This is a genomic window from Acidiphilium sp., from assembly GCF_049977125.1.
Taxonomy (GTDB): Bacteria; Pseudomonadota; Alphaproteobacteria; order Acetobacterales; family Acetobacteraceae; genus Acidiphilium.
The window spans coordinates 1,932-16,864 of sequence record NZ_JBMFGY010000070.1 but is presented as its reverse complement, the minus strand read 5'-3'; the positions used below and the strand labels follow the sequence as shown (position 1 = coordinate 16,864).

The 14,933-nt window shown below is 64.6% G+C and carries 12 protein-coding genes and 2 tRNA genes; 7 read left to right on the top strand and 7 right to left on the bottom strand.

Annotated elements, in window-relative coordinates; translation table 11 throughout:
• On the bottom strand, positions 1-944 hold a 944-nt coding region (locus tag ACP5E6_RS11530), incomplete at its 3' end, for an FAD-dependent oxidoreductase (RefSeq protein WP_427954385.1).
• Positions 945-1,130: 186 nt separating this feature from the next.
• The gene (locus ACP5E6_RS11525) at positions 1,131-2,072 is read right to left on the bottom strand and encodes a complex I NDUFA9 subunit family protein (RefSeq protein WP_427954384.1); all 942 of its coding nucleotides are present in this window, start codon (positions 2,070-2,072) and stop codon (positions 1,131-1,133) included.
• A gap of 150 nt (positions 2,073-2,222) precedes the next feature.
• Between ACP5E6_RS11525 and ACP5E6_RS11520 the strand changes: the two genes are divergently transcribed.
• The 6 genes from ACP5E6_RS11520 (at position 2,223) to lptB (ending at position 6,696) form a co-directional block, all read left to right on the top strand.
• A tRNA-Leu gene (locus ACP5E6_RS11520) sits at positions 2,223-2,308 on the top strand.
• A gap of 34 nt (positions 2,309-2,342) precedes the next feature.
• Positions 2,343-2,999, top strand: a complete 657-nt coding sequence (locus ACP5E6_RS11515) for a ribonuclease D (protein ID WP_427954383.1) — start codon at positions 2,343-2,345, stop codon at positions 2,997-2,999.
• 145 nt (positions 3,000-3,144) lie between these two features.
• A complete protein-coding gene (locus ACP5E6_RS11510; RefSeq protein WP_427954382.1) occupies positions 3,145-4,107 on the top strand; it encodes a KpsF/GutQ family sugar-phosphate isomerase in 963 nt (320 codons plus the stop codon).
• The gene (lptC, locus tag ACP5E6_RS11505) at positions 4,104-4,838 is read left to right on the top strand and encodes an LPS export ABC transporter periplasmic protein LptC (RefSeq protein ID WP_427954381.1); all 735 of its coding nucleotides are present in this window, start codon (positions 4,104-4,106) and stop codon (positions 4,836-4,838) included. The genes ACP5E6_RS11510 and lptC overlap by 4 nt, the downstream gene beginning before the upstream one ends.
• Before the next feature lie 98 nt (positions 4,839-4,936).
• The gene (locus tag ACP5E6_RS11500) at positions 4,937-5,893 is read left to right on the top strand and encodes an LptA/OstA family protein (protein WP_427954380.1); all 957 of its coding nucleotides are present in this window, start codon (positions 4,937-4,939) and stop codon (positions 5,891-5,893) included.
• Positions 5,890-6,696 carry an LPS export ABC transporter ATP-binding protein gene (gene lptB, locus ACP5E6_RS11495; protein ID WP_427954379.1) on the top strand — a complete coding sequence of 269 codons (807 nt, stop codon included), beginning with the start codon at positions 5,890-5,892 and terminating at the stop codon, positions 6,694-6,696. The genes ACP5E6_RS11500 and lptB overlap by 4 nt, the downstream gene beginning before the upstream one ends.
• A gap of 116 nt (positions 6,697-6,812) precedes the next feature.
• On the opposite strand, the gene ACP5E6_RS11490 is transcribed toward lptB, so the two are convergent.
• On the bottom strand, positions 6,813-8,897 hold the full coding sequence (locus tag ACP5E6_RS11490) for a S9 family peptidase (protein WP_427954378.1): 2,085 nt from the start codon (positions 8,895-8,897) through the stop codon (positions 6,813-6,815).
• A 125-nt stretch (positions 8,898-9,022) separates the two neighbouring features.
• Here ACP5E6_RS11490 and ACP5E6_RS11485 point away from each other — a divergent pair.
• Positions 9,023-9,096, top strand: a tRNA-Gly gene (locus ACP5E6_RS11485).
• A gap of 86 nt (positions 9,097-9,182) precedes the next feature.
• On the opposite strand, the gene ACP5E6_RS11480 is transcribed toward ACP5E6_RS11485, so the two are convergent.
• From ACP5E6_RS11480 to ACP5E6_RS11465, 4 genes are all read right to left on the bottom strand, one after another.
• Positions 9,183-10,571 (bottom strand): sigma-54-dependent transcriptional regulator, encoded by a 1,389-nt coding sequence (locus ACP5E6_RS11480; RefSeq protein WP_427954377.1) that lies wholly within the window; start codon positions 10,569-10,571, stop codon positions 9,183-9,185.
• 7 nt (positions 10,572-10,578) lie between these two features.
• The gene (locus ACP5E6_RS11475) at positions 10,579-12,792 is read right to left on the bottom strand and encodes an ATP-binding protein (protein ID WP_427954386.1); all 2,214 of its coding nucleotides are present in this window, start codon (positions 12,790-12,792) and stop codon (positions 10,579-10,581) included.
• A gap of 21 nt (positions 12,793-12,813) precedes the next feature.
• A complete protein-coding gene (ntrC, locus tag ACP5E6_RS11470; protein WP_427954376.1) occupies positions 12,814-14,277 on the bottom strand; it encodes a nitrogen regulation protein NR(I) in 1,464 nt (487 codons plus the stop codon).
• On the bottom strand, positions 14,277-14,933 hold a 657-nt coding region (locus ACP5E6_RS11465), incomplete at its 5' end, for a two-component system sensor histidine kinase NtrB (protein ID WP_427954375.1). The genes ACP5E6_RS11465 and ntrC, both read right to left, overlap by 1 nt.

Below are 14,933 nucleotides of genomic sequence, written 5' to 3'. Positions count from 1 at the left end.
ACCGAGGCCGCATCCTGCCTGATCGCGGTGCGCACGCAATCCATCGCGGTATCGCCGCCACCGATCACCACGACGCGCTTGCCTGCCGCGTTTAGCAGGCCGGATTCATAATCGGGCACGGTATCGCCCAGCCCCTTGCGATTGGAGGCAATCAGATAGTCGAGCGCCGGCACAATGCCCGCGAGCGACGACCCCGGTGCCGTGATTTCACGCGCCTTATACACCCCGGTCGCGATCAGCACCGCCGCGTGGCGGTTGCGCAACGTCGCGAAGCTCAGCGCGCCGCCGATATCCTGGTTCAGATGAAACTTGACCCCGCCATCCTCCAGCCACAGGCGCCGCCGCTCGACGATCGGTTTTTCCAGCTTGAACCCGGGAATGCCGTAGATCAGCAGCCCGCCCATCCGGTCATGCCGGTCATACACCGCCACCTGATAGCCCAGCCGGCGCAGCGCCTCCGCTGCCGCCAGCCCGGCCGGCCCGGCGCCGATGATGCCGATCGATGCGGCCCGCTCGCGGCGCGGCCGGATCGGCTTGACCCAGCCCCGCTCGAACGCGGTATCGGTAATGAACCGTTCGACCGCGCCGATCGTGACGCTCTCGAAGCCCTTCTCGATCACGCAATTGCCCTCGCACAACCGATCCTGCGGACAGATGCGGCCACAAATCTCAGGAAACGTGTTGGTCGCGGCGGAGATTTCATACGCCTCCTCCAGCCGTCCCTCGGCCGAGAGCTTCAGCCAGTCCGGAATATTATTCCCCAGCGGGCAATGGATCTGACAGAACGGAATCCCACACTGACTGCACCGGCTCGCCTGCGCCGCGGCTCCCGCGGGATCGAACTCCCGATAGATCTCGCCAAAATCCTCACGCCGCTCGCTCACGCCCCGCTTGGCTGGCGGTTGTTGGGCCAGACGGACAAATTGCTGCATGTGCTCGGTCATCGGCACAACTCCGTTTCGGTGATTTACCTGTTCACGCTCCCTGTACCTGATCAAACCGGGGTTTGCCAGCAATAAATCAACAATAGGACACTCTTTATGTCATAAAAAAGTGATTTTCTGCATTGCAAACTTCATCTTGGCCAAAATCACCACTTAAATAGGACCGATTTAACACCTACCCCCATTTTATGCCTTTTGCAGCGCCCCCGCCTGCCGGTATCGCCGCAGGTAATCCGGCACGATAAGCCGGATTGGCGTCGGCGTAATTCCAAGGGATGCCAGATCATGTGCCGGATCGCTCACGACATTGTCGCGCCGCAACAACAGCAGTTGATCGCGCGTCAGCAACCGCCCGGGCAGCCGCTCCAACACGCCGGCCTGAATGGTGGCAAGCCAGCGCGGCACCGCGATCAACGCCCGATGCCGCCCGGTTTCGTTTAGAATATACTGCATCAGCCCGCGGAACGTTTCGACATCCGGCCCTCCGAGTTCGTAAATTTGACCCGCCGCTTCGGGAAGCTCGATCGCGGCGATCACCGCTGCCGCGACATCGCCAACATAAACCGGTTGAAACCGCGTCGCACCCTCAATCACCGGTAGTGCGGGCGACATTGTCGCCATCGCCCCGAACCGATTGAAAAACTGATCCTCCACGCCGAACACGATGGACGGTCGCAGGATCGTTGCCGTGGGAAACGCCGCCCGCACCGCCGCCTCGCCCTCGCCTTTGCTGCGCGCATACTGGCTCGCACTCGCCGGATCGGCTCCGATCGCTGAAATCTGGATCAGCCGCGCCACCCCGCAGGAAGCCGCCTGCCGCGCGATCAGCGCCGCCCCCCGATGCTGGATTCGATCGAAATCGCCGCGCCGACGCTCGGTCAGAATCCCGACCGAATTGACCACGACATCCGCCCCCTCGATTGCCCGATGCACCGTCGCCTCATTGTCAAGCGGCGCATAGAGCAGCACGATCTGCCCGACATCTCCGAGCGGACGCAGGAACGCCCCGGCCTCGGTGTCTCGCATCGCCGCGCGCACGACATAGCCGCGATCGGCCAGCGCCTTGACGACATAGCGCCCGATAAAGCCGGACGCCCCGAACACAGTTGCGATTTTTCGCGTTGCCACGATGAACACTCCTCAATGCCGACGTTACGTGGTCGCATGATCGCCCGCCGCAAGACAAGCGCGCCCCCGGCCGATTGACGGCGGCACGCAGCTTCGCTAAAGCGCGGGACATCGAAATCCGCTCCTCTTGCGGCGCTCGATAGCCCCCCTGCCCAGGTGGCGAAATGGTAGACGCGCAGGCTTCAGGTGCCTGTGGCCGCAAGGCTGTGGAAGTTCGAGTCTTCTCCTGGGCACCAGGGCTGTCGGTCAGAACCCCCTTGGAATTCCATAATGAGCCAAACGCAGTTCGCCGCCGGCGTAACGATCAACATTCATCGTCACGATCTGCCCGATGGCCTCGTGTTCGGCCCGATGGTCGCGGTCGACACCGAAACCATGGGCCTTGATCCGCGTCGCGATCGCCTCTGCCTCGTCCAGCTCTCCGCCGGCGACGGCACCGCCCATCTGGTCCAGATCACCCCCCCCTCCCTCGGTGGCCGCGGTGCGGACTGCCCGAACCTGAAAACCCTGCTCACCAATCCCGCCGTCACCAAAATCTTCCACTTCGCCCGGTTCGACGTCGCGGCTCTCTATAACGGTCTCGGCATCATGACCGCTCCGGTCATCTGTACCAAAATCGCGTCGAAACTGGTCCGCACCTACACCGACCGTCACGGCCTCAAAGACCTCTGCCGCGACCTCATCGGGATCGATCTTTCCAAACAGCAACAAACCAGCGACTGGGGCGCGCCCGATCTCACCGCCGAGCAATGCGCCTACGCCGCATCGGACGTGCTGCACCTGCACGCGCTCTGGGCGAAACTCGAACCCCTCCTGATCCGCGAAAACCGGCGCGACATCGCCGCCGCCTGCTACGAATTCCTCCCCATGCGCGGCCGGCTCGACCTGCTCGGCTACGAGGAGCCCGACCTGTTCAGCCACCGCTGACCTCGCCCGCTTACAATTGGTTGCGGCTTGTTGAGTTGACCCGGCGCGATCCATCGTCCCATAGAAGCATATGAGCCTGAGTCAGACATGGGATCGTAGCCGGATTACGCCGCCAATCCCGCCACACGACGAAAATACCGTAGCAATGCGGAACGATTTGAATGTCGCGCGCGACGTCCTCACCACCGAAGCCAGCGCCCTGACTGCCTTGGCCACAACGCTGGGAACCGATTTCACCCTCGCTATCGAGCTGCTGCGCCGGGCCAGCGGTCGCGTGGTCGTTACCGGCATGGGCAAATCCGGTCATGTCGCCCGCAAGATCGCCGCGACCCTCGCATCCACCGGCACCCCCGCCCTTTTCGTGCATCCGGCCGAAGCCAGCCACGGCGATCTGGGCATGATCGTCGCGGGTGATGTTGTGCTCGCCCTATCCAATTCTGGTGAGGCCGCCGAACTGGCCGACATCGTAACCCATGCCCGCCGCTTTGCCCTGCCGCTGATCGCAATCACCGCCCGCGCCGAGAGCACACTGGCCCGCGCGGCAACCCTCGTCCTTTTGCTGCCCGACGCACCAGAGGCCGGCCCGATCGGCCTCGCCCCCACAACGAGCACAACCATGCAGATGGCTCTGGGCGATGCCTTGGCCGTCACCCTGCTCTGCCGTCGCGGCTTCACCGCTACCGATTTCTCCTCCTTCCATCCCGGCGGCAAGCTCGGCGCACGGCTGAAGCGGGTGCGCGATCTGATGCACACCGGCACTGCCCTGCCGCTCGCCCCACCCGACACAACGATGGATCGTGCCATCCTGCTGATCACCGAAAAGCATTTCGGCTGCCTCGGCATCGTCGATCCCGATCAGACCCTGCTCGGCATCATCACCGACGGCGACATGCGGCGCGCCATGGCGCCCGACCTTCTTACCCTGCGCGCCGACACCATCATGACCCGCGCGCCACGGGTGATCACCCCGGACGCATTGGCCGACGCCGCTCTGCATGACATGACCGCCATCGAGCCGAAGGTGATGTCGCTGTTCGTGGTCGACGCCGACCGCCACGTCCTCGGCATCATCCACATGCACGACCTGTTGCGCGCCGGGGTCGCATGAAATCCACCCCGCCGCTTGCCCCGGATCGGATCGAACAGACCGGCAAACCCCCCACGCTGTTCTCCGCCGACGGTATTTTTGCGACTCTGAGCCGCACCCGCGCCGAACAGCGCGCCCTGCTCGGCCGGCACCGCCGTACCGTGGCGATTTTCAAATTTGTTCTGCCCACCCTCGCCGCCGGCCTCATCGTCGCCCTCGCCGTATTCCCAAACCTGCACAACGGCGCAAATATCGGGCGGATAACCTACCACAAACCCTCAACCACCACCGGCGCGCCGCTCTCACGCATGAGCATCGCGCAGTATCGCGGTGTCGATGCGCAGGGCGAAAAATTCACCATCACGGCCCATCGGGTCGTCCAGGTCACCACCAACCGGCTCGACCTGCTCGCCCCGAAAGGCGATCTGACCACCAATGCCGGGTCCTGGCTGATGCTCAACGCCCGACGGGGCCTGTATCACCAGAACAATCAAGTGCTCGATCTCGCCGGCAGGGTGACGCTCTACCGGGCCGATGGCACGGTCCTGCACACCCATCGCGCAACGATCGACATCAAGGGCGGCGCCGCCACTGGCCATGATCCGGTGCGCGCATTCGGCCCGTTCGGCACGCTGCACTCCCGGCAGGGTTTCATCGCGACCGATCACGGCCGCAACATCCTGTTCAAAGGCCAATCAACACTGATGCTCGATCAACTGCCGGTCCCCGCCATCGCGGGAGCCGGCCAGTGACCAAGCGGCCAGGGTGGCGCTCCCTTCCCGCGCGCCGAGCGCGCCGGCCAGGCGCGGCGCGCGGCGCAATCACCCTCACTATTGCAATGGTCACCGCCTTGGCCATTAGCTTGACGGCGCCGTTTCCCGCCCGCGCCCAGTCACTCGGCTTCGGCGGTGGCAATGGTGCCACCCCGGTGCCGATCAACATCACCGCCAGCAACGGCATTGCCTGGAACCAGACCGCGCGTACCGTCACGGCAATCGGCGATGCCAAGGCCGTGCGTGGCGCGGTCACTGTTACTGCCACTCGGCTGGTCGCGCATTACCAGCCAAAATCGGCGGCACCAGGTACGTCACAGGCCGCCAAACCCGCCCACAGCGTCGCCTCGGCGACGCCTGCCGATGGCGGGGATCTCGGCGGTCTTGATTCCGGTTCTTCGCAAATTACCCAGCTCGACGCGATCGGCCATGTTCATATTTTTACCACGACCGATCAGGCATTCGGCGACCTTGCCGTATTCCACATGGCCCGCCATGAGTTGGTGCTGACCGGCGCGCATCTGAAATTGACCACGCCGACCGATGTGGTGACAGCGCGCGATGCGATTCAATATTGGTCGCAGCAGCGCAAGGCGGTGGCCATTGGCGATGCCCTGATTGTCACCACCAGCCAGCGCTCGATCGCGGCCGACAAGCTGACCGGCTATTTCGTCGCCACCGTCCCGCCGGCCTCGGGAGCCACCCCCGCGTCCGACGCTCCCGACGATCAGGCCAGCAAGCTCCGCAAGGTTGTCGCGGTCGGCCATGTCGTTGTCCGTACCGCGACCGACATCGCCACCGGTGATCGCGGCGTCTATCGTCCCGCCACCGGAATCGCGATCCTGACCGGTGATGTGCATATCACGCATGGGCCGAACGAGTTGGCCGGCCAGCGTGGTCAGGTCAATATGAAAACCGGCATCGCCACGCTGATGGCCGCGCCGGGCCACCGCGTCGAGGGTTTGGTGCTCCCCAATTCCGCACCGCATCCTGCCGCGAAACCGCCGCAATCACAGGCGAAGTCCGTTCCATGAAAAAACCGTTGCGCGTCATCGAAGGCGGCTGGCCCGAACCGCCCGGCGCCAGCCTCGCCACGCATGAGCCCGGGCTGAATGCAACGGGGCTGGTTGCGAGTGGCCTCGGCAAGAGCTTCCGCAAGCGACCGGTCGTGCGCAATGTCTCGGTGACGCTGCGACGGGGCGAAGTCGTTGGCTTGCTCGGCCCCAACGGCGCCGGCAAGACGACGACGTTCTATATGATCGTCGGCCTGATCCAGCCCGACACCGGCTCGATCGTGCTCGACGGCGCCGATATCTCGACCCTGCCGATGTACCGGCGCGCCCGGCTCGGCATCGGCTACCTGCCGCAGGAGGCCAGCGTGTTTCGCGGCCTGACGGTCGAACAGAACATCATGGCCGCGCTTGAAGTGGTCGAGAACGACCGCGACCGGCGCGACGCGATGTTGACCGCGCTGCTCGCTGAATTCGGCATTTCCCACCTGCGCCGCACACCGGCCATCGCGCTTTCGGGCGGGGAACGACGCCGCGTCGAAATTGCCCGCGCATTGGCGACCGGCCCCAGCTACATCCTGCTCGACGAACCCCTCGCGGGTATCGACCCTATCGCCGTCGGCGAAATCCGTGACATGGTGGCCCAATTACGCGGCCGCGGCCTCGGCGTCGTGATCACCGATCACAACGTGCGCGAGACGCTCGAAGTGATCGACCGCGCCTATATTCTGCACGATGGCCAGGTTCTGATGGAAGGCCTGCCTGAAGAAGTCGTCGCCAATGCCGATGTGCGACGGGTTTATCTGGGGGATCGGTTCAGCCTTTAGAGCGTTATGCTTTCAGCTTAACGCTCTAGCTCTATGTTTTTTCGAGCGATTTCATGCAATTATGTTGCCGCTGCCGCGTCAACTTAATCGCATATCGCTCTAAGGTCGAACCGTGTTTACCGATCGACGGCCCAAAGCGCGAACGCGTAGTTCATGGCCGTCTGTTTGAGGGCGTCGAATCGGCCGGCAGCGCCGGCGTGCCCGGCGTCCATATCGATTTTCAGCAGGATCGGCGCCGTGCCGGTGGAGAATTCGCGGAGTTTCGCGACGAATTTGGCCGGCTCCCAATAGGTCACCCGCGGGTCCGAAAGTCCGCCGGTGGCGAGAACGGGTGGATAGGCGCGCGGGGCGATGTTGTCATAGGGCGAGTAGGCGGCAATGGTGTCGTAGGCGAGCGGGTCGGTCAGCGGGTTGCCCCATTCCGGCCATTCCGGCGGGGTGAGCGGCAGAGACTCGTCCGAGATGGTGTTCAACACATCGACGAAAGGAACAGCGGCGATTACGCCGGCCCAAAGATCGGGGCGGAGGTTGAGCGCGGCGCCGACCAGAAGGCCGCCGGCCGAGCCGCCATGGGCAACGATGCGGCCCGCGCCGGTATAACCATGCACGATCAGATGTTCGGCCACCGCGATGAAATCGGTGAAGCTGTTCATTTTATGCGCGCCCCGGCCCGCGAGAAACCAGTCCCACCCTTTTTCGGTGCCGCCGCGGATATGGGCGATGACATGGATCCAGCCGCGATCGACCAGGCTGAGAATATTCGGCTGGAACCAGGGTTCGATCGCGAGGCCGTAGGAGCCATAGCCATACAGATGCACCGGGGCCGATCCGTCGAGCCTGGTGCCGCGCCGCATCAGCAGCGTGATCGGGATGGTCGCGCCGTCGGACGCGGTCGCGGTGAGCCGGCGGGTTTCGTAGAGCGCCGGGTCGTGGCCGGAGGGGATTTCCTGGGCCTTGCGCAGGCGGCGCGTGGCGGTGGCGATGTCGTAATCGAACCATTGGCGCGGCGTGGTCGGGGATGAGTAGATATAGCCAATGGTCGCGGTCCTGAATTCAAGACCAGGATCGAGGCTGAGCACATAGGCGGGTTCATCGACCGCGATATCCGCCTCGCCCCCCTCGCGGGTGCGGATGATGATGCGGTTGTTGGCCTCGGTGCGCTCAACCCGCGCCAGATGATTCTGCACGAGGGTGAAGCCGACGATGAAATGACCCGGCCGATGCGAAACCAGATCACGCCAATGCGCGCGCCCCGGTTGGTCGAGCGGCGCTTCGACCAGTTTGAAATCGACCGCGCCATCGGCATTGGTGCGGATGACCAGCCGGTCACCCCAATCATCAACCTCGTAGCGCAGGCCGGTGCGGCGTGGCTCGATCACGCTCGGCATCGCCGTCGGGTCATTGCCGGGAATCCGCCAGACTTCGCTGGTTTCCTGGTTGCCGCAGCCGATCAGGATCGATCCACCGGAACGTGTCGTATCGACACCGATGAAAAATCCCTCATCGAGCTCCTCATAGACCAGCACATCAGTCGCGCTGCCGACCGTGCGGCGATAGATGCGGGTCGGGCGGCCCTTGTCGTCGCGAAAGGTCCAGAACAGGAATTTCGCACAGGGCGACCAGGCAAAGTCGCCGGTACAGGACAGGATCGGGTCGGGCAGCACGGCGCCGGTCGCGATGTCCTTGATCCGCACCTGATACACTTCCGAGCCCTGGGTGTCCTCGGCATAGGCGAACAGGGTGTGGTCGGGGCTGTGGTTCGTCGCGATCACGCGGTAGTAGGCGTGACCCCGGGCGCTGGCGTCGGCATCGAGCAAAATGGTCTCATCACCGCCGTCTCTCGGCGTGCGGACATAGACCGGATGCTCAGCACCCGGATCGTAGCGGCGGTAATAGGCGAACGCGCCATCGGGCTTGGGGACGGAGGCATCATCCGGCTTGATCCGGGCCTTCATCTCGGCGCGGAGTTGCGCCTGCACTTCCAGGGTGCCGGCCAGCACAGCCTCGGTATAGGCGTTTTCAGCGAGCAGATGGGCGCGGATGTCGTCGCGCAGCGCGGTGGGGTCGCGCAGCACGGTCTGCCAATTGTCATCCTTCATCCAGGCGTAATCATCGGTGCGGTGCCGGCCGAGTTGCGCGATGCGCCGGGGCTCTTTGCGCGCGAGCGGCGGTGTCGCCGGGTGGAGGGTCACATCATTCATATCGAAACCTCGGTTGAAGCGCCGCCAAGCATCGCCTGCGGCGTGATGATCATGCAAGCCATCGCCGAGCACGGAATCGTGAGGTGTTGCGCCCGGCGACGAGCCGCCTTAGAACATGGGGTGAAGCGGGTATGATGTAATGGTAGCCTGTGAGCTTCCCAAGCTCGACGCGCGGGTTCGATTCCCGCTACCCGCTCCACTGTCCACTCCGGCACCGCGAAATGCCACGGGCTTCCACCGCCGCTATAGCAAGGCGAGGGGGGTCGAACCCCAGGATTGGTGAGCCTAACCGCGATCTTCGGCACCGATGCCGAGTTGCTTGAGCTTGCGATGCAGGGCGCTGCGTTCCATGCCGACGAAATTGGCGGTGCGGCTGATATTGCCGCCGAAGCGAAGCAATTGCGCCTGAAGATACTGGGTTTCGAACACGTCGCGCGCCTCGCGCAGGGGCAGGGCCATGATGTCGGCCAACGGGTCGATCGCAAGCGCGCGCGGGGCGTGGGCGCCGATTTCAACCGGCAGATGATCGGCGCGGAACGGCTCGCCGGACTCGCCAGGATGCATGATCATCAGCCAGTCCATCACGTTGCGCAACTGGCGCACGTTACCAGGCCAGTCATGCACCTGAAGCGCGGCGAGCGCCTCGGATGACAGCACGCGGTGGGGCAGGCCGGAGGTTTCGGCGGCGCGCTTGAGAAAATAGGCGGCAAGTTCGGGAATATCCTCGCGCCGCTCGCGCAGCGAGGGCACCCGCAGCGGCACCACGGCGAGGCGGTAATACAAATCCTGCCGGAACCGTCCCACCCCGATCGCGGCCTGGAGGTCGCGTGCCGAGCTTGCGATGATGCGCACATCCACTTTCACGCGCGTGCTGCCGCCGATCCGCTCGAAACTCTGATCCTGGAGCACCCGCACGATCTTGCCCTGGGTTTCAAGCGGCATATCGGCGATCTCATCGAGCAGCAGCGTGCCGCCATGCGCGCGTTCCAACACGCCGGCGCGCCGCGGCTGGGCGTTGGGGTCAGCACCGGCCTCGGTGCCGAACAACTCGACCTCGACGCGCTCAGGCGCGAGAATGGCGCAGTTCAGCACCACAAACGGCCCGTCCGCCCGCTTGGATTGGGCGTGGATCATCCGCGCGACGACTTCCTTCCCCGCGCCGGCCGCACCCGAGAGCAACACGCGCGAGCCGGTCGGGGCGACCTTCTCGATCGCGTGGCGCAACCCCGAAATCGCGGCGCTCGATCCGGTCAGTTCGGAATTGGCCCCGATCCGCAGCCGCAGCTCGGCATTTTCCGACGCCAGTTTCGCCGCCTCCAGCGCGCGCTGGATAATCAGCAGCAGCCGGTCCGACTTGAACGGTTTTTCGATGAAATCATAAGCGCCGAACTGGATCGCGTTGACCGCCATCTCGATCGTGCCGTGGCCGGAGATCATCACCACCGGCACTTCGGGCGCCTCGGCCTTCATGATCTGTAGAATGCCGATGCCATCGAGCGGCGAATTCTGGAGCCAGACGTCCAAAATCACCATCGAGGGTTTTCGATCGCGAAACGCCGCCACCGCGTCGTCCGAGGTGCCGGCATTGCGCGTGGTATAGCCTTCGTCGCGCAGAATCGCGTCGATCAGCAGCCTGATATCCGGTTCGTCGTCGATGATCAGTATTTCGGACATTTTTCCCCTAATCCGCCTTCAGTGTCAGCGTCACCACCGAACCGGGCCCGTCGTCGCGATCGGCAAGGTCAAGTCCGCCCTGATGATCTTCCATGATCTTGCGCACAATAGCGAGGCCGAGGCCGGTCCCCTTCGCCTTGTGGGTGATATAGGGCTCGACCAGCCGGGCGCGATCCTGCGCCGGCAGGCCGATGCCATCATCGATGACCGCGATACGATGGGTCTCGCTGCCGGATGAAATGCGCAGGGTCACATGGCCGTGAGACGTCCCGGCGGCGAGGTTGTCGGGCCGCATCGCGATCGCATCGGCGGCGTTTTGCAGCAGGTTGGTCAGCGCCTGGCCGATCAACCGCGCATCGCAGCGGGCGCGCGGCGCCGGATCGGGGCAATCGACCACCCAATCGATGCCGGGATGCGCGCTCCGCTGCAAAATCACCGCCTCGCGCGCGATCCGCCCCAGATCCTCGGATTTGATGATCGGCTGCGGCATCCGCGCGAAGGCCGAGAATTCATCGACCATCCGCCCGATATCCCCCACATGCCGCACGATGGTGTCGGCGCATTGCGCGAAACTCTCGGGATCGGAGGTGATCTCGCGGGTGAACCGCCGCTTCAGCCGTTCCGCCGAGAGCTGGATCGGGGTGAGCGGGTTCTTGATCTCATGGGCGATCCGTCGCGCCACATCCGCCCAGGCCGCCTTGCGCTGGGCCGATTGCAATTCGGTGATGTCATCGAAGGTCACGACGAAGCCGGTCGCCCGATCGCCCTTCAGATCGGCGCCGATCCGCACCAGAAACACCCGTTTGCCGTTCGCCGTGTCATAATCGACCTCGCCGGTGGCGGGTTTTTCCGGGTTGGCCCGCGCCTCGTCCAGCAATGGCGCGAAATCGGGCAATAAATCCACCAGCGGCTGCCCGAGATGCGCCAGAACATCGAGGCTGAGCAGCACCGAGGCCGCCCGGTTCGGCAATTCGATCCGCCCGCGCGGATCAAGCCCGATCACCCCGGCCGAAACCCCCGCCAGAACGGTCTCGGTAAAGCGCCGCCGTTCGTCGATCTGGCCATACGCGCTCATCAGCTCGGCGCGTTGCTCGGCGATCTGCCCGGTCATCCGGTTGAACGCGCGCGACAACCCCGCGACGTCATCGCCGCTGTCGCCCTCCGGCACCCGCACCAGATAATCCCCGGCCCGCACCCGCTCCGCCGCCTCGATCAGATACGAGATCGGCCGCGCGATCTGATTGGCGAACACCAGCCCGATCAGCGAGGCGCCCGACAGCACCAGCAACGCCACGGTCGCGAAAATCAGCGCGAAAAACAACTCGAATTGCGCGCGGTGGTGCTCCAGGCGGTTATATTCCGCCAGCGCCTGCTGCGTCCGCTCGACATGACCGAGAATGCTCGGATCGATCGGCCGCTCCACCATCAGCATCAGCGTCGGTGTCGCCTCAAGCTCCACCACGGCGCTCTCCAGCGTCGAATTCGGCGTGCTCCACACGGCAACCTGATGCTTCTCCGCCTCGGCCACCATGTCATCGGGCGGCAGCGTCATGCCGGTGCCCGCGAACAGCCCGGCCGAGGCGACCACCTTGTCGGTCAGCGGCTCGAAAATCGCCGACTGGGTCAGCCCGTGCAATTCGGTTTGCGCCACCAGAACATTCAGGAAGCCCTGATTAAAAAAATTCTGCGGATCGCCATAAAAGATCGGACCGTTCTGGTTCAGATCATTGGCGATCGCCAGCGCATCCAGGCGGATGCTGTTTTTCTTGGCGTCCAGATAACCCACGGCAACCTGCTGACTCTCCGACAGCGCCGTCCGCACCCGCTGATTGAACCAGGCCTGGATGCCAAGATTGAAGAACACCGCGGCGAAAATCGCGACCAGTATCGCCGGCACGGCGGCCACCCCGCCGAACAGCAGCACCAGCCGCACATGCAGCCGCGCCCCCGCGGCGCCCCGCCGGCTTTCCATCACCACCCGCGTCACCCGCGCCACCAGCACGGTGATCAGCAGCAGCAAAATCGAAATATCGCCGATCGCCAGCCCGAATGCCGCCCCCGAATGCAACTCCAGCTTGATCCCGCCGGCGAGATAGGCAAAGCTGCCAATGCCCAGGGTCAGCGCCAGCGCCGCCAGAACCAGCGTTGAAACCCGGCCGAGCAGCACATCGATCAGCCGGGTGCGGAGCGGCTGCTCCTGGCGTTCCGCCCGCGCGGTCATCGGATTCAAACCAAAACCCCTTCAGCCGACCCGCCGGGTCACCCCGATATCGTGCTCGCGGATCTTCTTGCGCAACGTGTTGCGGTTCAATCCCAGCATCGCCGCCGCCCGGATCTGATTACCCCGCGTCTCGCCCAGCACCAGCCGGATCAAAGGCTCCTCGAACGCGGCCAGCACCCGATCATACAGCACGCCGTCCTCGCCCGCATCCCGCGCCTCGCCCAGCAGCCGCGCGACATGCCGCTCGATCGCCCGCTCCACCCCTTGCGGCGTGTCCGGCATCGCGTCGGCACCCGGCGTGACCGCCGGATCATGGATCGCCCGATCCGCCAACTCCGCCTCGACGATCTCTTCCGTGATGACCGATTGCGGCACCAGCGCGGAAAACCGCCGCATCAGGTTTTCCAGCTCGCGCACGTTCCCCGGCCAGCGATAGGTCGCGAGCTTCGCCATCGCCTCGGGCGTCAGAGTCTTCGCGGGCAATCCCTCCGCCTGTGCGCGGCCCAGAAAATGCTGCGCCAGCAACGCGATATCCCCCGGCCGCTCCCGCAGCGGCGGCAGGCGGATCGGCACCACGTTCAACCGGTAGAACAAATCCTCGCGAAACTGTCCCGAGCGGATCAACACCCGCAAATCCCGGTGCGTCGCCGCCACGATCCGCGCGTTCGCCTTGATCGGCTGACGCCCGCCCACCGTGGTGAACTCACCCTCCTGCAACACCCGCAGCAGCCGCGTCTGCGCCTCGGGCGGCATGTCGCCGATCTCATCGAGAAACAGCGTCCCCCCCGCCGCCTGCTCGAACCGCCCGACATGCCGGTTGGTCGCCCCGGTGAACGCACCCCGCTCATGGCCGAACAACTCGCTCTCGATCAACTCGCGCGGAATCGCCGCCATGTTGATCGCAACGAACGGCCCCTGCCGCCGGCGCCCGTAATCATGCAGCGCGCGCGCCACCAACTCCTTGCCCGACCCCGATTCCCCCGTGATCATCACGGTCAGATCGGTCGTGGTCAGCCGTGCGATCACCCGATAGATCTCCTGCATCGAGCCGGCCCGCCCGATCAGCGGCAAGGCCTCCTCCGGCGCGCCCGCACCTTCCTTCGGCACCTGCATCGCCGGCTGTTTCAACGCCCGATCGACCACGCTCAGCAGCTCGCCCAGATCGAACGGTTTCGGCAAATACTCGAACGCGCCGCGCTGCGTCGATTGCACCGCCGTCAAAATCGTCGACTGCGCCGACATCACGAGCACCGGCAGATCGGGCCTGATCCGCTTGATCCGCGGGATCAGATCAAGCCCGTTGCCATCCGGCATCACCACGTCGGTAATCACCAGATCGCCCTCGCCATCCTCCACCCAGCGCCACAGCGTCGCCGCCGAGGAGGTCGTCCGCACCTGATACCCCGATCGCCCGAGCGCCTGCGTCAGCACCGTCCGGATCGAACGATCATCATCGGCAATCAAAATCGTCGGCAAAGTCGTCATCAATGCTCACCCTCGCCGCGATCCTCGAACTGCGGCAGATGGATCCGAAATTCCGTGCGCCCCGGCCTGCTCTCCACGTTGATCAACCCTCCATGGTCCGCAACAATCTTCGCCACCAGCGCCAGCCCCAACCCCGACCCCGCCGCCTTGGTGCTCACGAACGGCTCGAACAAATGCCGCCTGATATCCTCGGGAATCCCCGCCCCGTTGTCGCGCACCGCAATGAAAATCGGCAAATTCGGCTGCCCCCGCCCGCTCGAGGCCGCCAGCCGCACCCCGTGCTGAAACCCGGTCGACAAATGGATCTCCCCATCCGCCCGCTCGGTCTCCGCCACCGCCTCCGCCGCGTTCTTGATCAAATTGAGCAGCACCTGCACCAGCTGATCCCGATTCCCCAACACCGACGGCAGCGACGGGTCATACCCCTCGACGAACCGCAACCGCGCCCCGAACCCGCTCTGCGCCAACCGCCGCACATGCTCGAGCACCCGATGCACATTGACCGCCTGCAGATCCATCTTCTTGTCGCCGAACACCTCGATCCGCTCGACCAGATCCTTGATCCGGTCCACCTCGTCCCGGATCAGCACCGCCAATTCCCGATCATCGGCCGAAGCGTTCGCCTCCAGCAGCTGCGCCGCCCCGCGTATCCCCGA